The 17,604-nt window shown below is 67.1% G+C and carries 19 protein-coding genes and 2 tRNA genes; 5 read left to right on the forward strand and 16 right to left on the reverse strand.

Features of this window, described 5'->3' with window-relative positions; all coding sequences use genetic code 11:
* Both meaB and ACSYG9_RS22935 read left to right on the forward strand, forming a co-directional pair.
* Nucleotides 1-1,050, forward strand: a complete 1,050-nt coding sequence (gene meaB / locus ACSYG9_RS22930; protein WP_440124644.1) for a methylmalonyl Co-A mutase-associated GTPase MeaB — start codon at nucleotides 1-3, stop codon at nucleotides 1,048-1,050.
* Nucleotides 1,047-1,745: a lysoplasmalogenase gene (locus tag ACSYG9_RS22935; RefSeq protein ID WP_440124645.1), complete on the forward strand. Its 699-nt coding sequence runs from the start codon at nucleotides 1,047-1,049 to the stop codon at nucleotides 1,743-1,745. The genes meaB and ACSYG9_RS22935 overlap by 4 nt, the downstream gene beginning before the upstream one ends.
* Nucleotides 1,746-1,846: 101 nt before the next feature.
* On the opposite strand, the gene ACSYG9_RS22940 is transcribed toward ACSYG9_RS22935, so the two are convergent.
* The 6 genes from ACSYG9_RS22940 to ACSYG9_RS22965 form a co-directional block, all read right to left on the reverse strand.
* Nucleotides 1,847-2,446 carry a hypothetical protein gene (locus tag ACSYG9_RS22940; protein WP_440124646.1) on the reverse strand — a complete coding sequence of 200 codons (600 nt, stop codon included), beginning with the start codon at nucleotides 2,444-2,446 and terminating at the stop codon, nucleotides 1,847-1,849.
* A 72-nt stretch (nucleotides 2,447-2,518) separates the two neighbouring features.
* Complete coding sequence (locus ACSYG9_RS22945; protein ID WP_440124647.1) at nucleotides 2,519-3,466, reverse strand: TSUP family transporter; 948 nt, start codon at nucleotides 3,464-3,466, stop codon at nucleotides 2,519-2,521.
* A 271-nt stretch (nucleotides 3,467-3,737) separates the two neighbouring features.
* Entirely contained in the window at nucleotides 3,738-4,982 is a 1,245-nt protein-coding gene (locus tag ACSYG9_RS22950; RefSeq protein WP_440124648.1) for a saccharopine dehydrogenase NADP-binding domain-containing protein, read from the reverse strand.
* Between the two features lie 9 nt (nucleotides 4,983-4,991).
* The gene (locus ACSYG9_RS22955) at nucleotides 4,992-5,384 is read right to left on the reverse strand and encodes a DUF2784 domain-containing protein (RefSeq protein WP_440124649.1); all 393 of its coding nucleotides are present in this window, start codon (nucleotides 5,382-5,384) and stop codon (nucleotides 4,992-4,994) included.
* 18 nt (nucleotides 5,385-5,402) lie between these two features.
* On the reverse strand, nucleotides 5,403-5,771 hold the full coding sequence (locus ACSYG9_RS22960) for a universal stress protein (protein WP_440124650.1): 369 nt from the start codon (nucleotides 5,769-5,771) through the stop codon (nucleotides 5,403-5,405).
* A gap of 138 nt (nucleotides 5,772-5,909) precedes the next feature.
* A complete protein-coding gene (locus tag ACSYG9_RS22965; protein WP_440124651.1) occupies nucleotides 5,910-7,385 on the reverse strand; it encodes an SDR family NAD(P)-dependent oxidoreductase in 1,476 nt (491 codons plus the stop codon).
* A gap of 94 nt (nucleotides 7,386-7,479) precedes the next feature.
* Between ACSYG9_RS22965 and ACSYG9_RS22970 the strand changes: the two genes are divergently transcribed.
* Complete coding sequence (locus ACSYG9_RS22970; RefSeq protein WP_440127772.1) at nucleotides 7,480-7,725, forward strand: PLDc N-terminal domain-containing protein; 246 nt, start codon at nucleotides 7,480-7,482, stop codon at nucleotides 7,723-7,725.
* Between the two features lie 64 nt (nucleotides 7,726-7,789).
* Here the strand turns inward: ACSYG9_RS22970 and ACSYG9_RS22975 are convergent.
* Together ACSYG9_RS22975 and ACSYG9_RS22980 are read right to left on the reverse strand one after the other, a co-directional pair.
* A tRNA-Leu gene (locus ACSYG9_RS22975) sits at nucleotides 7,790-7,875 on the reverse strand.
* A gap of 210 nt (nucleotides 7,876-8,085) precedes the next feature.
* Nucleotides 8,086-8,171 (reverse strand) — tRNA-Leu (locus tag ACSYG9_RS22980).
* Nucleotides 8,172-8,289: 118 nt separating this feature from the next.
* On the opposite strand from ACSYG9_RS22980, the gene ACSYG9_RS22985 reads away from it, so the two are divergent.
* A complete protein-coding gene (locus ACSYG9_RS22985; protein ID WP_454840047.1) occupies nucleotides 8,290-9,642 on the forward strand; it encodes a M20/M25/M40 family metallo-hydrolase in 1,353 nt (450 codons plus the stop codon).
* 41 nt (nucleotides 9,643-9,683) lie between these two features.
* Nucleotides 9,684-10,226, forward strand: coding sequence for a YbhB/YbcL family Raf kinase inhibitor-like protein (locus ACSYG9_RS22990; protein ID WP_440124653.1), 543 nt, complete (start codon nucleotides 9,684-9,686; stop codon nucleotides 10,224-10,226).
* 65 nt (nucleotides 10,227-10,291) lie between these two features.
* Here the strand turns inward: ACSYG9_RS22990 and ACSYG9_RS22995 are convergent, their stop codons facing one another.
* The 8 genes from ACSYG9_RS22995 to ACSYG9_RS23030 form a co-directional block, all read right to left on the reverse strand.
* Complete coding sequence (locus tag ACSYG9_RS22995) at nucleotides 10,292-11,356, reverse strand: quinone-dependent dihydroorotate dehydrogenase (RefSeq protein ID WP_440124654.1); 1,065 nt, start codon at nucleotides 11,354-11,356, stop codon at nucleotides 10,292-10,294.
* A gap of 42 nt (nucleotides 11,357-11,398) precedes the next feature.
* Nucleotides 11,399-11,653: a DUF5703 family protein gene (locus tag ACSYG9_RS23000; protein ID WP_169690516.1), complete on the reverse strand. Its 255-nt coding sequence runs from the start codon at nucleotides 11,651-11,653 to the stop codon at nucleotides 11,399-11,401.
* Nucleotides 11,654-11,655: 2 nt separating this feature from the next.
* Entirely contained in the window at nucleotides 11,656-12,663 is a 1,008-nt protein-coding gene (locus ACSYG9_RS23005) for a hypothetical protein (protein WP_440124655.1), read from the reverse strand.
* Nucleotides 12,664-12,795: 132 nt separating this feature from the next.
* Nucleotides 12,796-13,581, reverse strand: coding sequence for a heme ABC transporter ATP-binding protein (locus ACSYG9_RS23010; protein ID WP_440127773.1), 786 nt, complete (start codon nucleotides 13,579-13,581; stop codon nucleotides 12,796-12,798).
* 89 nt (nucleotides 13,582-13,670) lie between these two features.
* Nucleotides 13,671-14,732, reverse strand: a complete 1,062-nt coding sequence (locus ACSYG9_RS23015) for an iron chelate uptake ABC transporter family permease subunit (protein WP_440127774.1) — start codon at nucleotides 14,730-14,732, stop codon at nucleotides 13,671-13,673.
* A gap of 55 nt (nucleotides 14,733-14,787) precedes the next feature.
* Nucleotides 14,788-15,807, reverse strand: a complete 1,020-nt coding sequence (locus tag ACSYG9_RS23020; protein WP_454840049.1) for a heme/hemin ABC transporter substrate-binding protein — start codon at nucleotides 15,805-15,807, stop codon at nucleotides 14,788-14,790.
* Between the two features lie 5 nt (nucleotides 15,808-15,812).
* Complete coding sequence (locus ACSYG9_RS23025; RefSeq protein ID WP_440124657.1) at nucleotides 15,813-16,478, reverse strand: biliverdin-producing heme oxygenase; 666 nt, start codon at nucleotides 16,476-16,478, stop codon at nucleotides 15,813-15,815.
* 88 nt (nucleotides 16,479-16,566) lie between these two features.
* Entirely contained in the window at nucleotides 16,567-17,505 is a 939-nt protein-coding gene (locus ACSYG9_RS23030) for an aldo/keto reductase (protein WP_440124658.1), read from the reverse strand.
* Between the last annotated feature and the right edge of the window lie 99 nt (nucleotides 17,506-17,604).

Consider the following 17,604-nt stretch of genomic DNA (forward strand, 5'->3'; position numbering starts at 1 on the left):
ATGGGTGACACCTCGATCGGGAATTCCGTGACGCGCCGTCGTCCGGTCGACCTCGACGCTCTCGCGACCTCTGTGCTGGCCAACGAGCGAGCCGGACTCGCGAGGGCCATCACCCTGATCGAATCGACCCGCGACGACCATCGGGAGCAGGCGCAGCAGCTGCTGCTGCGCCTGCTCCCGCAGGTGGGTGGTGCGATCCGGGTCGGTATCACCGGTGTGCCGGGAGTCGGGAAGTCCACCTTCATCGACGCGCTGGGCATGTACCTGATCGGTAAGGGACATCGGGTCGCGGTGCTCGCCGTCGATCCGTCGTCGACGCGGACCGGTGGGTCGATCCTGGGCGACAAGACCCGGATGGCGCGCTTGTCCGGCGAGCAGGACGCGTTCATTCGCCCGTCACCGACGGCCGGCACCCTCGGCGGTGTCGCGAAGGCGACCCGCGAGACGATGGTGCTGCTCGAAGCAGCCGGTTTCGACGTGATCCTGGTCGAGACCGTCGGTGTGGGACAGTCGGAGGTCACCGTCGCGAACATGGTGGACTGCTTCTGTTTCCTGACACTGGCCCGCACCGGCGACCAGCTGCAAGGCATCAAGAAGGGCGTGCTCGAGCTCGCCGACCTCGTCGCGGTGAACAAGGCGGACGGCAACCACGAGCGCGACGCGCGAGTCGCCGCACGTGAATTGTCCGGGGCGATGCGCATGGTGCACCCGCATGACGCGTTGTGGAAACCGCCCGTGATCACCATGAGTGGCCTCGAAGGCGTTGGTCTGGACACGTTCTGGGACACCGTCCTCGAACACCGGAAGGTGCTCACCGAAGCGGGTCGGTTCGAGGAGAACCGCAGTCGCCAACAGGTCGACTGGACGTGGACGATGGTGCACGACCAGCTGCTCCGGCGTCTCGAAGGCAATCCGCGCGTCAAGGCGATCCGCGGTGACGTCGAGGCCGGAGTGCGCGACGGGTCGCTTACCGCGGCCATCGGTGCGCAGCAGATTCTCGATGCTTTCGACGGTGTCGGCAGCGACGAGAACGACGGTCCCTCTCGGTGACCCAGGGCATCGGTGCGCGGATCGCGTTCGCCGGTTTCGGTGTACTCGCCGCGGTACATCTGCTCGCCCAGCTCATCGATCCCGTGGCGATGCTGGTCGACGCCACTCAATGGCTACTCATGCCGGTGCTGGCGACCGCGCTCGTACTCGGCACGACCGCGCCCCGATCACGGCTCGTCGAGCTGACGCTGGTGGCGTTGGCCTTCTCCTGGCTCGGCGACACCGCACCCGATCTGTTCGACGGTGACACCTCGTTTCTGGTGCTCGTCGGATTCTTCCTGTGTGCGCAGGTGACGTACATCGCGGCGTTCGCACCGTACCGGTCCGGAAGTGTGCTGCACACCAGGCGCTGGGTACTCGCGGTCTTCGCAGTCGCCGTCGTCGTGCTGGTTGCCGTGTGCGCCCCGGGTGCGGGCGTACTGGTGGTCCCCGTCGTGCTCTACGCGCTGTGCCTGGCCACGATGGCGGTACTCGCCACCGGAGTCGGGCGCACCGTCGCGATCGGCGGTGTGGTTTTCGTGGTTTCCGATTCGCTGATCGCCTTGCGTGCCTTCGTCGACGACTTCCCCCTGCCGATGTCGGGCTTCTGGGTGATGCTCACCTACATCTCGGCGCAGGTGCTCATCACGTGCGGCGTGATGTCCAGGGCACGAGATGAGAACACCGATAGGAGAGCGGTCGGTCAGCTCGACTGAGCGGACACGAAAGCGGGCGCGGTCACCATATCGGTGACCGCGCCCGCGCTCGTTCGAGACCGGTTGTTCAGCGGCCCGGTTCGTTCAGCCGCCCGGTTCGTTCAGAGGCCGAGGAGTTCCGTGGCGGCGGCGACGGCCGCGGGCCCGTCCAAGCTGGGGGAGTCGGCCCACTGCCCGCCCGTGATCGAGACACGCACGTCCGGGAATTCGACGGTGGTAACCGTGATTCCGGCTACGTCGGTTCCCATATTCATCGTGTAGGCGACGCCGCCCTTCGATTCGACGGTGCTGTCGGAGAGCACCTCGAGTCCTGCGGTGCTGAGCACCGAGGGGTCCGACACGGCGCCGTTCCCGGTCTCGATCATGACCTCGACCGTGCGGATGTCGTCGAGGCTCGCTGCGGCGTCGGGCGTCGTCCAGGTGCAGTACACGCCGTAGTCGCTCGAGCCGTTGTCCGGGTCGGCGTCGAGTCCGTCGATGTATTGATCCACGGCGGGGGACACGTCGTCGCAGCTGGAGAACTTCGTGAGAAGGTCAGCGTCGAGCGTCTCGATGCTGACGTCTCCTTCGGAGAAGGAGGCATCGGCTGTCTCAGAGGCGTTGCCGCTCTCGGAGGCAGACGTGTCGTCGGACGAGCAGGCGCCGAGGACGAGCGCGCAAGCGAGGGCGGCAGGGAGGGCGGCGAGGCGAAGTCGATTCACGCGGCGAATGTTATCGGGTGTGGCGCACCGAACTGATCTTGGTGTGGGTGATTTGTCCGGTCAAGGTGCGTGCTAGATTTTTTGGCCCTGTGGATCTTCCTGCAACGCTGTCGGAGTCGGGGCCTCGAGCTTCTCGAGGCCGCCGGACGACTCGGCGGCGGTGAGCTTCGAACGCTTCCACGACACCACCAGCAGCGTGATCCAGCCGGCGATGAGCAGCATGTAGAGCAGCGTTGCGACGGTGCTGGACACCTCGAACGTGTCGAACAGCTTGTACAGATTGGTCACCACGATGACGCCGCCGACCGCGGTACCCAACAGGGTCGCCGGAACGCGGGAAACCAGCCATGCCGCGACCGGTGCCGCCAGCGCACCGCCGATCGCCAACCCAGCGACGATGAGCAGGTTGTCGAGCGATTCGCGCCCCAGACCGATCAGGAATCCGATACTTGCTGCGACCGCGACAAGGAACTCCGAGGCACTGACCGAGCCGATCACTGTGCGCGGTGCGGTCTTTCCGCGGGAAAGCAGTGTGCTGGTGGTGATCGGACCCCAACCACCGCCTCCGCTCGCGTCGATGAAACCGCCGAAGAATCCGAGGGGAGAGAGGAACTTCGCGGTGTGCGGCGAGGTACGGGCATCGGCCACGGCCGGCGGGCGCACCGAGAAGCGCAGGGCCACGTACACGCCGATGATCAGCAGGATCGTCGCGGTGACCGGAACAGCCGCTTCCGTGGACAATCCAGAAAGGACTGTGGCACCGAGGAACGCACCGATCGCACCGGGTACGCCGAGTCGCAGCACGACCTTCCAGTCGATGTTGCGGAAGCGCCAATGTGCAACACCGGACACCAGGGTGGTACCGACCTCGGCCAGGTGAACCGCGGCACTCGCGTGCGCCGCGCCGACACCGCTGAAGATCAGCAAAGTGGTGGCAGTGACACCGAACGCCATGCCGAGAGCGCCGTCGACCAACTGGGCACCGACACCGACCAACGTGAAAACGAGGAGATTGAGCATGCATCGCTCCGTGCGACTGGAAGGAACCTAGACGAACACGACGAGCGGTGCGACACCGCTCAGAAGGACATCCAGGAACAACACTCGCAGTCGAAGCACGCGCCACGACGGGTAGGCCAGAACGCCATCAGCGCAAGCCGAGCGGCCGGAGCCGTCTCGATGCTCATCGCGTACATGGTGCCCTATCTTCCATCGGCTACTTCGGTCGCCGGACAGGCGACCGATCGAGCATAACCTCCCGGCTACTCCGAAACCACGCCGGTACGAAGATTCAGGGTAGACGGCGTGTCGAGATCTCGAAGCCCGCTGCACGTAGCCGCTCGGTCAGCACATCGCCGAACGCCACCGCCGGAGTGAGCACGCCACCGCCGGCATGCAGCGCCGAACCTCCCACTGCCAACGACAGCGCGGATTCACTCAGCATCACCGCGGTCGCCTTGTAGCCGGGATCACCCTTGGCGGCTATCCGCGCCGTGTAGCGGGCGCCGGTTTCGGTGGTGGTGAACAGATCGACCGTGAAGTGCCCGCGCTCGCGGGTTCGTTCCGACGGGCCCTCCCCGGGTGCGGGCAACACCTTGTCGAGAAGGAATCGGGTCGGCCGGAACGACAGGCCCGCCACGAGTGCACCCAGCCCCACTGCGACGGCTCCGGCGATCACCGGGGACGCAATCGACGAGCCGACGTTCATCACCTCCCGATACCGGAACCGCGGTCCGTAGGTCCCTTCGGTCAGCGCGCTGCTGCGCCGCACCACCCGGGTGTTGACCGACGCCATCGCGAACGGCGCCTTCCATCCGGTCAGCTCCGGAGCGATCGATTTGCCGTCGACCAGCGCGACATCGCTCTGCCTGCCGTGATCGGGTTCCAGACTCCGGTCGGGCGACAACGAGTAGGGACTTGCCGCGATCTTCCGTGCGACGCGATCCCCGCGCACCACCTCGAGCTGGTTGCGCAGCGAATCGATCGTGCCGCCGCTGACACCGCCTCGCATCGAGGTCAGGACGAACGTGGTGTCGGTCAGTGCGCCGGCGCCGTCCGCGTCTGCGGCACGACGCAGAGCATGGACACCGAGATCGGACGGAACCGAATCGAATCCGCACGCGTGCACGATACGGGCGCCCGTGCGGCGTGCGATGTCGTCGAACCGGTCGATGCTCTCGCGCTGGAACAGCACCTCCCCGGTGAGGTCTACATAATCGGTGCCCGCTTCGGCACACGCCTGGACCAGCGGTATGCCGTACCGGGCGTAGGGGCCGACCGTCGTGATCACCACGCGCGTCTCGGCTGCCATCGAGGCGAGGGAGCCGGGGTCTTCCGCATCCGCGATGATCAAAGGCCAGTCGGCGGCAGGCGAAGGAAGCGTCGAGCGCACAGCATCGAGCTTGTCGCGGGAACGGCCGGCGAGGCCGACCGTCAGACCGGACGGCAGGTGGCGGGCGAGATACTCGGCGGTGAGCCGGCCGACGAAGCCGGTGGCGCCGTAGACGACGACGTCGAGATGGCGTGAGGCAGTCATGCCGCCACCCTACTGTCGGGTAAGTCCCGGTGCGGCCTTTCCCGCCCGCGCACGCCCGTGGCGTAGCCACAGCACCGTCCAGGACACCACGATGCACACCACGACACCGGCACGGACCAACCCCAGTGCCGATTCCGGATAGATCACGCCGGTCAGATAATGATCGATGAATCCACCCGCAGGCAATCCCGACTCACCGGCCTTGCCCCTGGCCCAGTTCTCTGCCGACGTCAACGGACAGTCGAACCCGATGATCACCGACCCGGCGCCCCACATCACAGCGAGCGCATGGGTGACGATCGTGCGCGGCCACCGCCACGTGAGGAACCCGCCGAACGCGACGTAGAGCACGAACAGCAGATGGACGAACGCAGTGGCGTCGGCAAGGAGCCGGTATGCCATGCAACCAGAGTAGGGCGATCACTCGTCCTTCACGACGAGTACCGGAACCGCCGCTTCGATGATCATGCGCTGTAGACCGCGTTCGAGGAGGAACTTGCCGGTCGCGGTCCGGCCGCGGCTACCGACCACAGCTCTCTCGGCACCGCTGCGCGCGAGCAACTCGACGACCGTTCCGACCGAATCACCGTTGTGCACCTCGGTGAGCAGTTCCCAGTCGCCTTCGCCGAGGACCTCTCGGACGTCGGCGACCACCGCGTCACTGTCGGTGGGATCGTCGAGAGGGGCCAGCACCAGGAGTGTCTGCCCGCGGTCGGAGGCTTCCCTGGCACCGGCGCGCAGGGCGGCGCGTCCCTCGGGGGTATCGGCATGGACGACGGCGACAGACATGATGCTCCTATGCGCGGTGGGACAGATGGACCACTGTGTACCAGTATCGCGGCCGATACCGGTGAATTCGGAATCCGTTCTGTGTGGAAGTGATCTCCGCGGGCGGTGCCGTGTCGGCCGGATCTCACCGGACCGACCTCACCAGGGCGCAGGTGCGTAGTCCTTGAGGAAACACCCGTACAGATCGACGCCGGCTTCACCCTGCACGACCGGGTCGTACACCCGCGCTGCCCCGTCGACCAGATCGAGCGGTGCGTGAAAGCCTTCCTCCGCCAACCTGATCTTCGTATGGTGGGGTCGTTCGTCGGTGATCCACCCCGTGTCGACGGCGGTCATGAGGATGCCGTCGCTCAGCATTTCCTCGGCGCTCGTCCGGGTGAGCATATTGAGGGCGGCTTTCGCCATGTTGGTGTGCGGGTGCCCCGCGCCCTTGTATCTGCGTCCTGCGAACTGGCCTTCCATCGCCGAGACATTGACGACGTATTTGCGGCGTGCCGGTGACGAGGCCATCGAGGGGCGCAGTCGATCGACGAGGATGAACGGCGCCACCGAGTTGCACAATTGCACTTCGAGTAGCTCGAGTGGCTCGACCTCGCCCACGGTCTGCACCCAGCTGTTGGTGTGCACAAGATCGGGGAGTAGACCGCCCGCGTCGATCGCGACGCCTGCGGCGATCCGCTCTGGCGTCGCCGATCCGGCCACCATCGCCAGCGACGACACCGCCTCCGGTGACAATGCACTGCCCGACAGGCTCCCGGCGAGCGCGGCGGGATGAGCATCCGACGGCTTACCGAACGTGAGGACTTCCGGACGAGGCCCCGCCGGAAGCGCCGCGGACTCGGCCTCGGCTAGGGCCGAATAGGCGCCGGGGGAGCGTCGCACCGTCTGTGCCGCATTGTTGATGAGAATGTCCAGCGGACCCTGCGCTGCGACCTCGTCGGCGAGGGCGACGACCTGCGCCGGGTCGCGCAGATCGATTCCGACCACCCGCAGGCGGTGGAGCCAGTCGGCGCTGTCCTCCATTGCGCTGAACCGGCGGATCGCGTCGTTCGGGAAGCGGGTGGTGATCGTCGTGTGCGCGCCGTCGCGCAGCAGTCGCAGCGCGATGTACATCCCGATCTTGGCGCGACCACCGGTGAGCAGCGCGCGCCTGCCGGTCAGATCGGTGCGGGCGTCACGCTTGGCGTGATTCGCCGCTGCACACTCCGGGCACAGCTGATGGTAGAACGCGTCTACCTGGGTGTACTTGTTCTTGCAGACATAGCAGCCGCGCGGCCGCAGTAGTGTTCCCGCGCTTGCGCCCCGTACGGACGATGCCAGTGGAACACCGGCGGTCTCGTCGTCGATACGGGTAGGGGACCCCGTTGCGGTGGATTCGAGCACCTCGCGATCGGCCGCGGCCTTACGGTCGCGTCGCTCGTTTCGGCGGAGCCGCTTGAACTTCTTGAACATGTGCCCGACGGCGCGCTGCACCGTGACCGCATCCGGGTGATCGGCCGCGAAGTCGCCCGCCATATCGAGAACACGGAGGCAGGTGTCGAGGTCTGCGGGATCGATCCGATCGGATCGCGGTGTGTCGGTGGATGTCGGTGCTGTCTCGCTCTGGGGGTCCATATGCTCTTTTTCCGGTATGTGCAGTAGCAAATAATGGTAGCGGTGAGCGCCGAACGCACGTCGCTCGTGTCCTGAGGATCACTTCGGAGGAATGATGAGTTCGACCGCACCCGCGGAGACGGTCTGCGCCAAGAAGAAGTTCGCCGACCTGAAGCCGTGGCAGAAGGTCCTGGTGTGCACACTCGCGAGCGTGCAGATCTCGCTTGCCGCGACCGCCTGGGTCGATCTCGCGCGGCGTCCCGCAGAAGAGGTCGACGGCAGCAAACTGAAGTGGGCCCTGATCATCGCCGTGAACTTCGTCGGGCCGCTCAGTTACTTCCGCACAGGACGCCGAAACTGAGAAGCTCGCCTCCGACGACAATGGCCCCGAACCTGAATCAAGTTCGGGGCCATCATGTTCGGAGTGTCCGAGGGGGGACTTGAACCCCCACGTCCGTTAATAGGACACTAGCACCTCAAGCTAGCGCGTCTGCCATTCCGCCACTCGGACCTATGCCATGCAGGCATGCGATGCACTCCCGCTCTCGCGGGCGCTGTCGAAAACAGTAGCGCATGAGTACGCCGTTCCCCAATTCGCCTGCCCAGACCCCTCTCGGGTCGTATCGATCCGGTCCGTCGGTGAGAAGGCCCCCATCCCGGCAACGACGAAGGCCCCGAACCTGATCGGTTCGGGGCCTTCGTCGTCTGTCTCGACTCAGAGTGTCCGAGGGGGGACTTGAACCCCCACGTCCGTTAATAGGACACTAGCACCTCAAGCTAGCGCGTCTGCCATTCCGCCACTCGGACTGATGCCTGCACCCGCTCCGGCGGGCGCTGTGAAAGATTAACGCACCACGCTCCAGCTCCCAAATCGCTACCCCTACCTGCAGTGATTCACAGCGCCTTCGATGGTAGACATGCAGGCATGGTCCCCACGTCGAGCGCGCATCCACCGTCCCGTGCCGAAGCCGAGGTCGTCGACCTCGTTTCCCGGCTCATCCGCTTCGATACGTCCAACACCGGCGACCTCGCCACCACCCGCGGCGAGAAGGAATGCGCCGAATGGGTCGCATCCCAGCTGCAGGAGGTCGGATACGAGACCACCTACGTCGAATCCGGTGCACCCGGCCGCGGCAACCTGTTCGCCAGACTCCCCGGCGCCGACCGCGACCGCGGGGCGTTGATGCTGCACGGCCACCTCGACGTGGTTCCCGCCGAACCGGCCGACTGGAGTGTGCACCCGTTCTCCGGGGCCGTCGAAGACGGCTACGTCTGGGGACGTGGAGCGGTCGACATGAAAGACATGGTCGGCATGATGATCGCCGTAGCCCGACGCTTCAAAGCCGAGGGCATCGTCCCACCGCGCGACCTCGTCTTCGCGTTCCTCGCAGACGAGGAAGCCGGCGGCACCTACGGCTCCCATTGGCTCGTCCGGCATCGCCCCGACCTCTTCGAGGGCATCACCGAAGCCGTCGGTGAGGTCGGCGGTTTCTCGCTGACCGTTCCTCGTCCCGACGGGACGCAACGCCGTCTCTACATGGTCGAGACCGCCGAGAAGGGTCTCGGATGGATGCGTCTGACCGCGAAGGGACGCGCCGGACACGGATCGTTCCTGCACGAGGAGAACGCCGTCACGATTCTCGCGCAGGCCGTCGCCCGGCTGGGCACCCACACGTTCCCGCTCGTAGTCCCCGATTCGGTCGCCGAATTCCTTGCCGCCGCGGGGGAGGAGACCGGCCTGGACTTCGATCCCACATCGCCCGACCTCGAAGGCACTTTGGCCAAACTCGGGTCGATCGCCCGGATCGTCGGTGCCACCCTGCGCGACACCGCCAACCCCACCATGCTCGATGCAGGCTACAAGGCGAACGTCATCCCGCAGACCGCCGAAGCCGTCGTCGACTGCCGCATCCTGCCCGGTCGCCGCGCCGAGTTCGAGCGCACCGTCGACGAACTGATCGGTCCCGACGTCACCCGAGAATGGATCACCAGTCTCGATTCCTACGAGACCACGTTCGACGGCGACCTCGTCGATGCGATGAACGCCGCTATCGAGGCACACGACCCGTTGGGACGCACGGTGCCGTACATGCTGTCGGGCGGCACCGACGCCAAGGCATTCGCCAAGCTGGGAATCCGGTGCTTCGGCTTCGCGCCGCTGCAACTGCCCCCGGAACTCGACTTCGCGGCCCTGTTCCACGGTGTCGACGAGCGTGTCCCCGTCGACGCACTGCGCTTCGGCACGCGGGTCATGGAACACTTCCTCATGCATTCCTGATCACCGAAACAGATCACCGAACACAACCCGAAAGGACCGGCATGGCCTTCGATTACGACCCCTACAAGTTCCTGCCCGAGCTGCCCACCTTCCAGGTGACCAGCGAGGACTTCGCCGAAGGCGGACAGTGGAAGCTTCCGCAGGCCAGCGGCGCGTTCGGAATCCCCGGCGGCGGCGACGTCTCTCCCCAGCTGTCGTGGTCGGGATTCCCTGCCGAGACGAAGAGCTTCGTCGTGACCGTGTTCGACCCCGACGCGCCTACCGCGTCCGGGTTCTGGCACTGGGCTGTGGCGAACATCCCAGCCGACGTCACCGAGTTGCCGTCCGGTGCCGGTAGTGCGGATTCCGCTGCTCTGCCGACCGGGGCCGTGCAGTTGCGCCACGACGGAGGCGCCTTCGGATTCATCGGTGCCGCCCCGCCGGCCGGTCACGGCCATCACCGGTACATCGTCGCCGTGCACGCTCTCGACGTCGACACACTCGAAGGAGTCGGCCCGGAGGCCAGCCCGGCGTTCCTCGGCTTCAACGTATTCGGGCACGCCATCGCGCGTGGCCTGCTGACCGGTACCTACGAGGTCGAATAGACGAACGGACCAACCGGGGGCCGACACCGCCACGGTGTCGGCCCCCGGTCCTCTACCGGGACAACTCAGTGACCGGCGCCGACCGCATCCGCGATCGAGGCGTAGCCGGACGCCCGCAGCTTGCGAGCAAGTCCCTTGTTGAGTCGGCGCGTCCAGAACGCGCCGCCGTAGATGAACCCGGTGTAGCCCTGCACCAGCGATGCACCGGCCAGGATGCGTTCCCACGCCTGCTCCGGTGTCTCGATCCCCCCGACCGACACCAGAGTCAGACGATCTCCCACACGCCCGTACAACCGGCGCAGCACCTCGAGCGATCGTGCTGCCACAGGAGCGCCCGACAGGCCACCGGCTCCGATCTCCTCGATTCGGGCGGCGTCCGTATGCAATCCGTCGCGGCGGATGGTGGTGTTGGTCGCGACGATCCCGGCGAGCTTCAACTCGACGGCGAGATCGGCGACCGCGTCGATGTCCTCGTCGGACAGGTCCGGGGCGATCTTCACGAGCACAGGCACTGTCACAGTGTCGAGAACCGCCTGCAGCAGCGGCCGCAGCGACTCGACGGCCTGCAGATCCCGCAGACCCGGGGTGTTCGGGGACGACACGTTGACCACTATGAAGTCGGCGAGCGGACCGAGCAGTTGCGCGCTTGCGGTGTAGTCCTCGGCGGCCTGCTCGGCGGGCACGACCTTCGTCTTGCCGATGTTCGCGCCGATCGGCACCGTCCGGCGGCGCTGCCGCAGATGATTCGCGGCTTCACCGGCGCCGTGGTTGTTGAACCCCATCCGGTTGATCAGCGCGCGGTCCTCCGGCAGCCGGAACAAGCGCGGTGCCGGATTGCCGGGTTGTGCCTGCGCGGTGACCGTCCCGATTTCCGCGAAGCCGAATCCGAGCGGGCCCCACGCGTCGACACCCCTGGCATCCTTGTCGAAGCCTGCTGCCATGCCCACGGGATTCGGGAACCGCACACCGAACACGGTGTTGTCCAACACCGGATCGTCGACGGCGAGGATCTTCGACGCGAGCGCGCGGGTCGGCCCGAAGCCGGTGATCAGACGCAGCACAAAGAACACCACGTGGTGAATTCGTTCCGGCGGCACAAGGAACATCACGCGAAGAAGCAAGCGGTACACGAACAACTCCCTGCACAGGGGCGCGGAGGCCCCGAGACTCGATCAGCGGACGGTGGGTTCGGGGACGTGATGGCCGGTCTTGCGCCGCCGCAGCAGCACCCGGCGGCTGCCGTCGGGATACAACCGCAGCCGGGTCAGCTCCCAGCCGTGGAATTCGGCCGAGATCGCGAGTCGCAGCGACGCGCTGATCCGCGAGACTTCCTTCGGAAGCTTCAGTGGCACGTAGTCGTACTCGTCGTTGCTGGTGTCCCACCCCACGGGGAGGCGGGTGAACCGGCTCGCATTCTCGCTTGCCATCACTACCCTTCGACCGGGATCCTCTGCAGTCCGTCGCCGGTCGCCGATGCCACCACCAGTGCTGCATCTGCCGGATCGACGGCGAGCGAGTTGGGTTGCTGCACCGTCGAGAAGCGGTGGCGTTCCCTCGGGATACCGGTCGACAGATCGTAGCCCACGACCTCGTTACTGCCGGTCAGGGTGACCCACACCAGGTCGCGCTTCTCGTCGTAGGCCAGCGCGTACGGCGCCGGTCCTGCCGGATACCGCTGCCGCAGGACCAGCGAATCGAGGGTGTAGACCAGCAGTTCGTCGCCGTCGGTGTCGGTGACCATGACGCGGCCGAACGGGTCGCTGGTCATTTCGGTTGCGCCCTCGCCTGCGCGCAATGCGACGCGCAGACCCGAATCCTCCAGGTCGAGTTCGGTGATGGACGTCTGGTGGCGGTCCAGCGCGGCGACCGTGCCCCCGGCGACCGCGAGTGCGTCGACGGAGACGAGCCCGCTGATCGTCGAGTCCACCTCACCGGTCTCGGGGGCGACGACGAGCACAGTGCCATCCGCGGTTCCGACCACCCAGCGGCCGTCGGGAAGGACGGCAGCCGAACGCGCTTCCCCGTCGACCGGCACGTCGGTGACCGCTCCGGTGGTGGCATCGATCTGCGAGACCGCGCCCGCGGCGGGAGCCAGCACGCTGCCCTCGGGGCCCGGGGAGACGGTCGCCGCGGCGGCGGGCAGCGTCACCTCACGGGGCGCTGCGCCCGCGTCGTCGATCAGCAGCATTTTCCGACCGTCGTCGACGAGGGCAGCGACGGTGCTGGTGCCGGGGGCGATGACCATCGCCTCGACCGACTCCGCGAGCGGAGTGACGACCCCGGCGGGGGTGGTGCTCACCTGCGGTGCCACTGCGGCGGTGGCCGGCTCACGGGTCGGTACCGATTCGGCTGCCTCGTCGGACGAGGAACATCCGGCGACGAGAGTCACCGCGAGCCCGATCACCACCGCGGCGCTGCGCATCACCGGTCCACCCATCGTCGTCGCTCCTCGCTGTCGTGCTGTGACTGTGGCAGTGCCCTGACGGCAGCGCCGCCATCCAGTGTTCCCGATCGTCATCCCGTGAGTGCAGGCGCCTCCGTGCCGGTCAGCCCAGGTGTGACGTGGCGCTCACAGCGTGGGTGCAGACCCGTCCCGATGCGGCAGCACGAGCGGGGTCCCGGTCTCCGGGTGCGCGCTGACCCGCACCGGATAGTCGTAGACGCGGCTGAGCAGTTCCTCGGTGAGCACCGCGACGGGGCTGCCGTCGGCAACGAGAAGGCCCTTCTCCAGCACGCAGATGCGGTCGGCGTACGCCGCGGCGAGGCCGAGGTCGTGCAGCACCACCACCACCGCGTGGCCGTGATCGGCGCGGGACCGCACCACCTGCATGATCGTTTCCTGATGCCCGATGTCGAGTGCCGCGGTCGGCTCGTCCAGCAGCAGCGTCTGGGTGTCCTGGGCGAGCACCCGCGCCAGCGCGACCCGGGCCCGTTCACCACCGGACAACGCCGGAAACGGGCGGTCGGCGAGATGGGTCACGTCGCAGGTCGCGAACGCGGCATCGACGAGTTCGCCGTCGGCCCCCTGGCGGTCCGTACGCGCCCACGCGGCGCGGCCCATCTGCACCACCTGCCGTGCCGTGAACGGAAAACCGACGGTGTGCTGCTGCGGCAGCACGGCGCGTCGCCGCGCCAACGCGAGGGGGGTCCACTCGTCGAGGCCACATCCGTCGACCTCGACGTGCCCGCCGCTGAGCGGATGATCGCCGGTCAGCGCGGCGAGCAGCGTCGACTTACCCGCGCCGTTGGGGCCGACCAGCGCGACCACTTCACCGACGCGGACCTCGAAGTCGATGCCGTGCAGAATCTCACGTTCGCCGCGCTGCAATCGGATTCCGGTGCCGCGCAGAGTCACGGAACCGGGCGCGGATCGCTCGGGCACGTGGTGGCGGCCACGCAACCGGCCGAGTATCGGAGTGACCGGAGAGGCGAACGAAATCCGGTTCACGCCCACCCACCCTGCTTCGCTCGGGTGCGGCGCAGCATCAGGAAGAACACCGGCCCGCCGATCAGCGCGGTGAGCATGCCGAGGGGAAGGTCGGCGTTGGATACCAGGGTGCGGGCACCGAGATCGGCTGCCAAGAGCACCACGGCGCCGCCCAGGACGCTGGCGAACATGAGGACACGGTGGGCGGGGCCGAGTGCCAGCCGCATCAGATGCGGTACGACGAGCCCGACGAACATGATGATGCCGGTGAATGCCACTGCCGCACTGACCAGCACCGCGACCGCGACGATCGCCACCTGCCGGACCCGCTCGACGTCGACCCCGAGATGGCGAGCCACGCTCTCACCGAGCGCGAGCACATCGAGTTTGGGCGCGAGCACAATCGCCACTGCGACCCCGACCACGGTGAGCGGAGCGACCACCGACACGATGTCCCACGTGGCGCCCCCGAGACTGCCCAACTGCCAGAACACGATCTGATCGCGGGCCGCGGGATTCGCGACGAAGGTGAAGAACGCAATCAGGCCGCCGGCCATGGCGTTGACGGCGACACCGGTGAGGATCACGGTGACGACTTCGGTCCGTCCTCCCGATCGCGACATCGCGTACACCAGGAACGTGGTGATCAGACCGGACAGCAACGCGGCCCACGCCAGCGACCATCCCGACGAGAAGGCGCCGCCGAGCACGATCACTGCGGAGGCGCCCACGGCGGCACCTGACGACACCCCGATCACGCCGGGTTCAGCGAGGGGGTTCGCGAAGATGCCCTGTAGCAGCGCGCCGGAGCAGCCCAGTGCGGCGCCGACGAGTATCGCCAGCACCACCCGCGGGAACCGCACCTCCCACAGCGTGACCTCACCGGCCGGATGCGCAGGCAGCGGCCCGAAATCGAGACCGAGTCGGTGCAGCACACTGCCCACTACCTCGGCGGGGCTGGTGGGTACCTGACCGAGACATGCCGACACGATCGCGAGCGCTACGAGCGCAACGACGAGTCCGGCGAACACCACGGTGGTGCGGGTGGGTCCGGCCTTGCGGAGCGCCTCGGCGGGCAGTCCGGTGGTTTCGCCGACCTCACTCACTGCAAGTATCCGTCCGCCCGCGGCTCGCTCACGCCGCGTCCGTGGGGTAGAACGCCTCGACAAGTGCTGCGAGCACCTCACCGGTCTCGGGGCCGAAGCTGAGCAGCACCGCGTCGTCCATGTCGACAATGCTGCCGTTCTTCCCGGCCGGGGTTTGCGCGACTCCGGGAAGCTCGGCCAGGCCTTCCGGTCCACCGACGGATTCGAGGCTGTGCGTCATGATCAGGATCGTGTCGGGTGCCGACGCGATCATGGCCTCGCTCGTTATCGGCATGAACTGCGATTCGAGACCGGCCACGGTTCCCGCGTCACGTCCGCCGAGGGCTTCGATCAACGCATCGGCACCGGAACCCGGACCACCGAGCATCTTGATCGCCGAGCCACGCAGATACAGGAACGCAACGGTGAAATCGGGGTGCTCCGCCGGAACAGCGGACTGCGCCGCGGCGATCTCGTCGTTGGTGCGGTGCACCAATGCCTCTCCCGCCTCGGGGACGCCGAGTGCTGCGGCGACCGACTCGATACCCTCCGCCACGGTGTCGAGGCTGCGTTCCGGATCGACGAACACCACCGGTACACCCGTGTCGCGCAACTGCTGCTGCACGGCCAACGGCCCGATCGAGGTGTCGGTGAGCACCACCGTCGGGTTCAACGCCAGAATCGCTTCGGTGTTGAGGCCGTGCCCGCCGGGTGTGACGTTCGGCAGGTGCTCACCGGCGGGAAAGATCGCGGTGGAGCGGCCGACGACATTGTCGCCGAGACCGAGGGAGAAGACGGTCTGGGCGAGGGTCCCGGAGCGGTCCGCGACCACGATCCGCGACACATCGGTGACGGTGACATCGACACCGTCGAAGCTACGGACCGTCGTGGGAAGGTTCGGGGACGGATCGTTGGTGATCGGTCGGGGATCGGGGTCGGCGACGGTCGCGGTGCGGGCGCCGGCCACAGATGTCCCGCTTCCGCCGGACTCGGTGCTGCAGCTGCCGAGCGCGAGCGTGACGATCGCCACGAGCAGCGCCGACAGGACCTTCACGGTCGAACGGAACATAGCGTTCAGACCCGCGCCCGGTATCGGTCGAGATCGGCGGCCAGGTCGGCGAACAACGCTCCGTTGAGCCCGAAGACGAGATTGGCCTCGTCGATCACTTGCTGCTGCTGGGCCTCGTCGAGGGGAGCGGCATCGAGCTTGGCGCGATAGGAGTCCTTGAACGGCTTCGTCTTCGGGATGTCGTCGAAGATGTAGAAGCGCAGCCCGTCGCGGTCGTAGCCGTAGGCGCGTTCGAGCATGCGGCGGATGATCTGCCCACCGGACAGGTCGCCCAGGTAGCGCAGGTAGTGGTGCGCCAGGAACGCTTCCGGGGAGGCCGCAGCGACCTGCTCGAGCCTTTCGACGTACGCGGCGGTGGCGGGCAGTGGCGTGAGTCCGTCACGCCACTGCGCACCGAGCAGGAACCCCAGGTCGGCCTCGAGCGCCGGAGTGCGAAGGAGTTCGGCGGTGAGGAACGGCCCGACGATCGGGTCGTCGGTGTAGGTGCGGCCGATCCGTTCGAGTGCGTCGTACACGAACCAGGTTTGGGCGATCAGCGCGGCATGTGCCGAGGCATCGAGCTTCCCGTCGAGCAGTTCGGTGACGAAGACCGAGTTCTCGGTGTCCGAGTGTGCCTTCTGCGTTTCGATCCGGATCCGCTCGGCGAACCCTGCGACCTCGATCGTGGTCATCGACCCACCTCTCTGTACTGCCCCTCATCACCCTCTTGGCAGGACAGCCTAACCTTTGTGAGGTGGACCGGCGAGTGCCGGTTCCAGCTCACGCACTGACATCGTCGAGCGCAGCCGAAATCGCCGGCGGCAACGCCAGCTCCTCCGCGACCAGCACTCCTGTCAACTGTGCCAGATCACGCGCGCCGACCAGAGCCGAGGCGACGTGCGGGCGATCGCGCACCCACGCCAGCGCCACGGCCAACGGGGATGTGCCGAGCCCGTCCGCTGCGGTAGCGACCGCGTCGACCACCCGGACCGCGGACTTCGTCAGGTACCGCTGCACTTCTTCGGTGTGCACGTCGTCGGCGCCCCGCGAGTCGGCGGGCGTCCCCGAGCGGTACTTGCCGGTGAGCACACCACCGGCGAGCGGGACCGCCGCGAACACACCGACACCATGATGCGCAGCCGCGGGAATCAGTTCCTCTTCGACGCCCCGGGCAAGCAGCGAGTACTCGACCTGTGTGCACACCAGCGGCGCGGGCCGTCGGGTACGCGCAGCCGCGGTCGCGAGCTGCCACCCGAGGAAGCCACGCACCCCGACATACCGGACGCGGCCACTGGACACCGCGAACTCGAGAGCCGAAGCGACCTCGTCGACAGGTGTGTGCGGGTCCCAGGTCGCGACCTGCCAGATATCGAGATGATCGGTGCCCAGCTCGCGGAGCGTGTGGTCGAGCTGCGTGAGCAGCCCCCCGCGGGAGCAGTCGACCCGGCCGGCACCCAGCTTGGTGGTGTCGATCCCGGAACTACCCGAGAGCACCAGTTCGTCGCGGGGCACCACATCGTCGAGCAGCTCGGCGAGGATGCGCTGCGCGACCCCGTCTCCGTACGCGGGGGAAGTATCGACGAGGGTGCCGCCCGCGTCGACGAACGCCGACAACTGGGCCGCCGCTTCGTCACCGTCGGTACCGCGCCCCCAAGTCAACGTTCCGAGCCCGAGCCGCGACACGCGCAGCCCACTCGAGCCCACTGTTCTGTGTTCCATCCGCCTGTGATCCTCCCGACCGGAGAGAACGTGCCGATCGATGCACGGCCGTTCCCTGACTGGCACCTTAATGTCGGATGCACGACGAGTGATGGTCCG

The sequence above is a fragment of the Rhodococcus sp. SJ-2 genome (assembly GCF_053750035.1).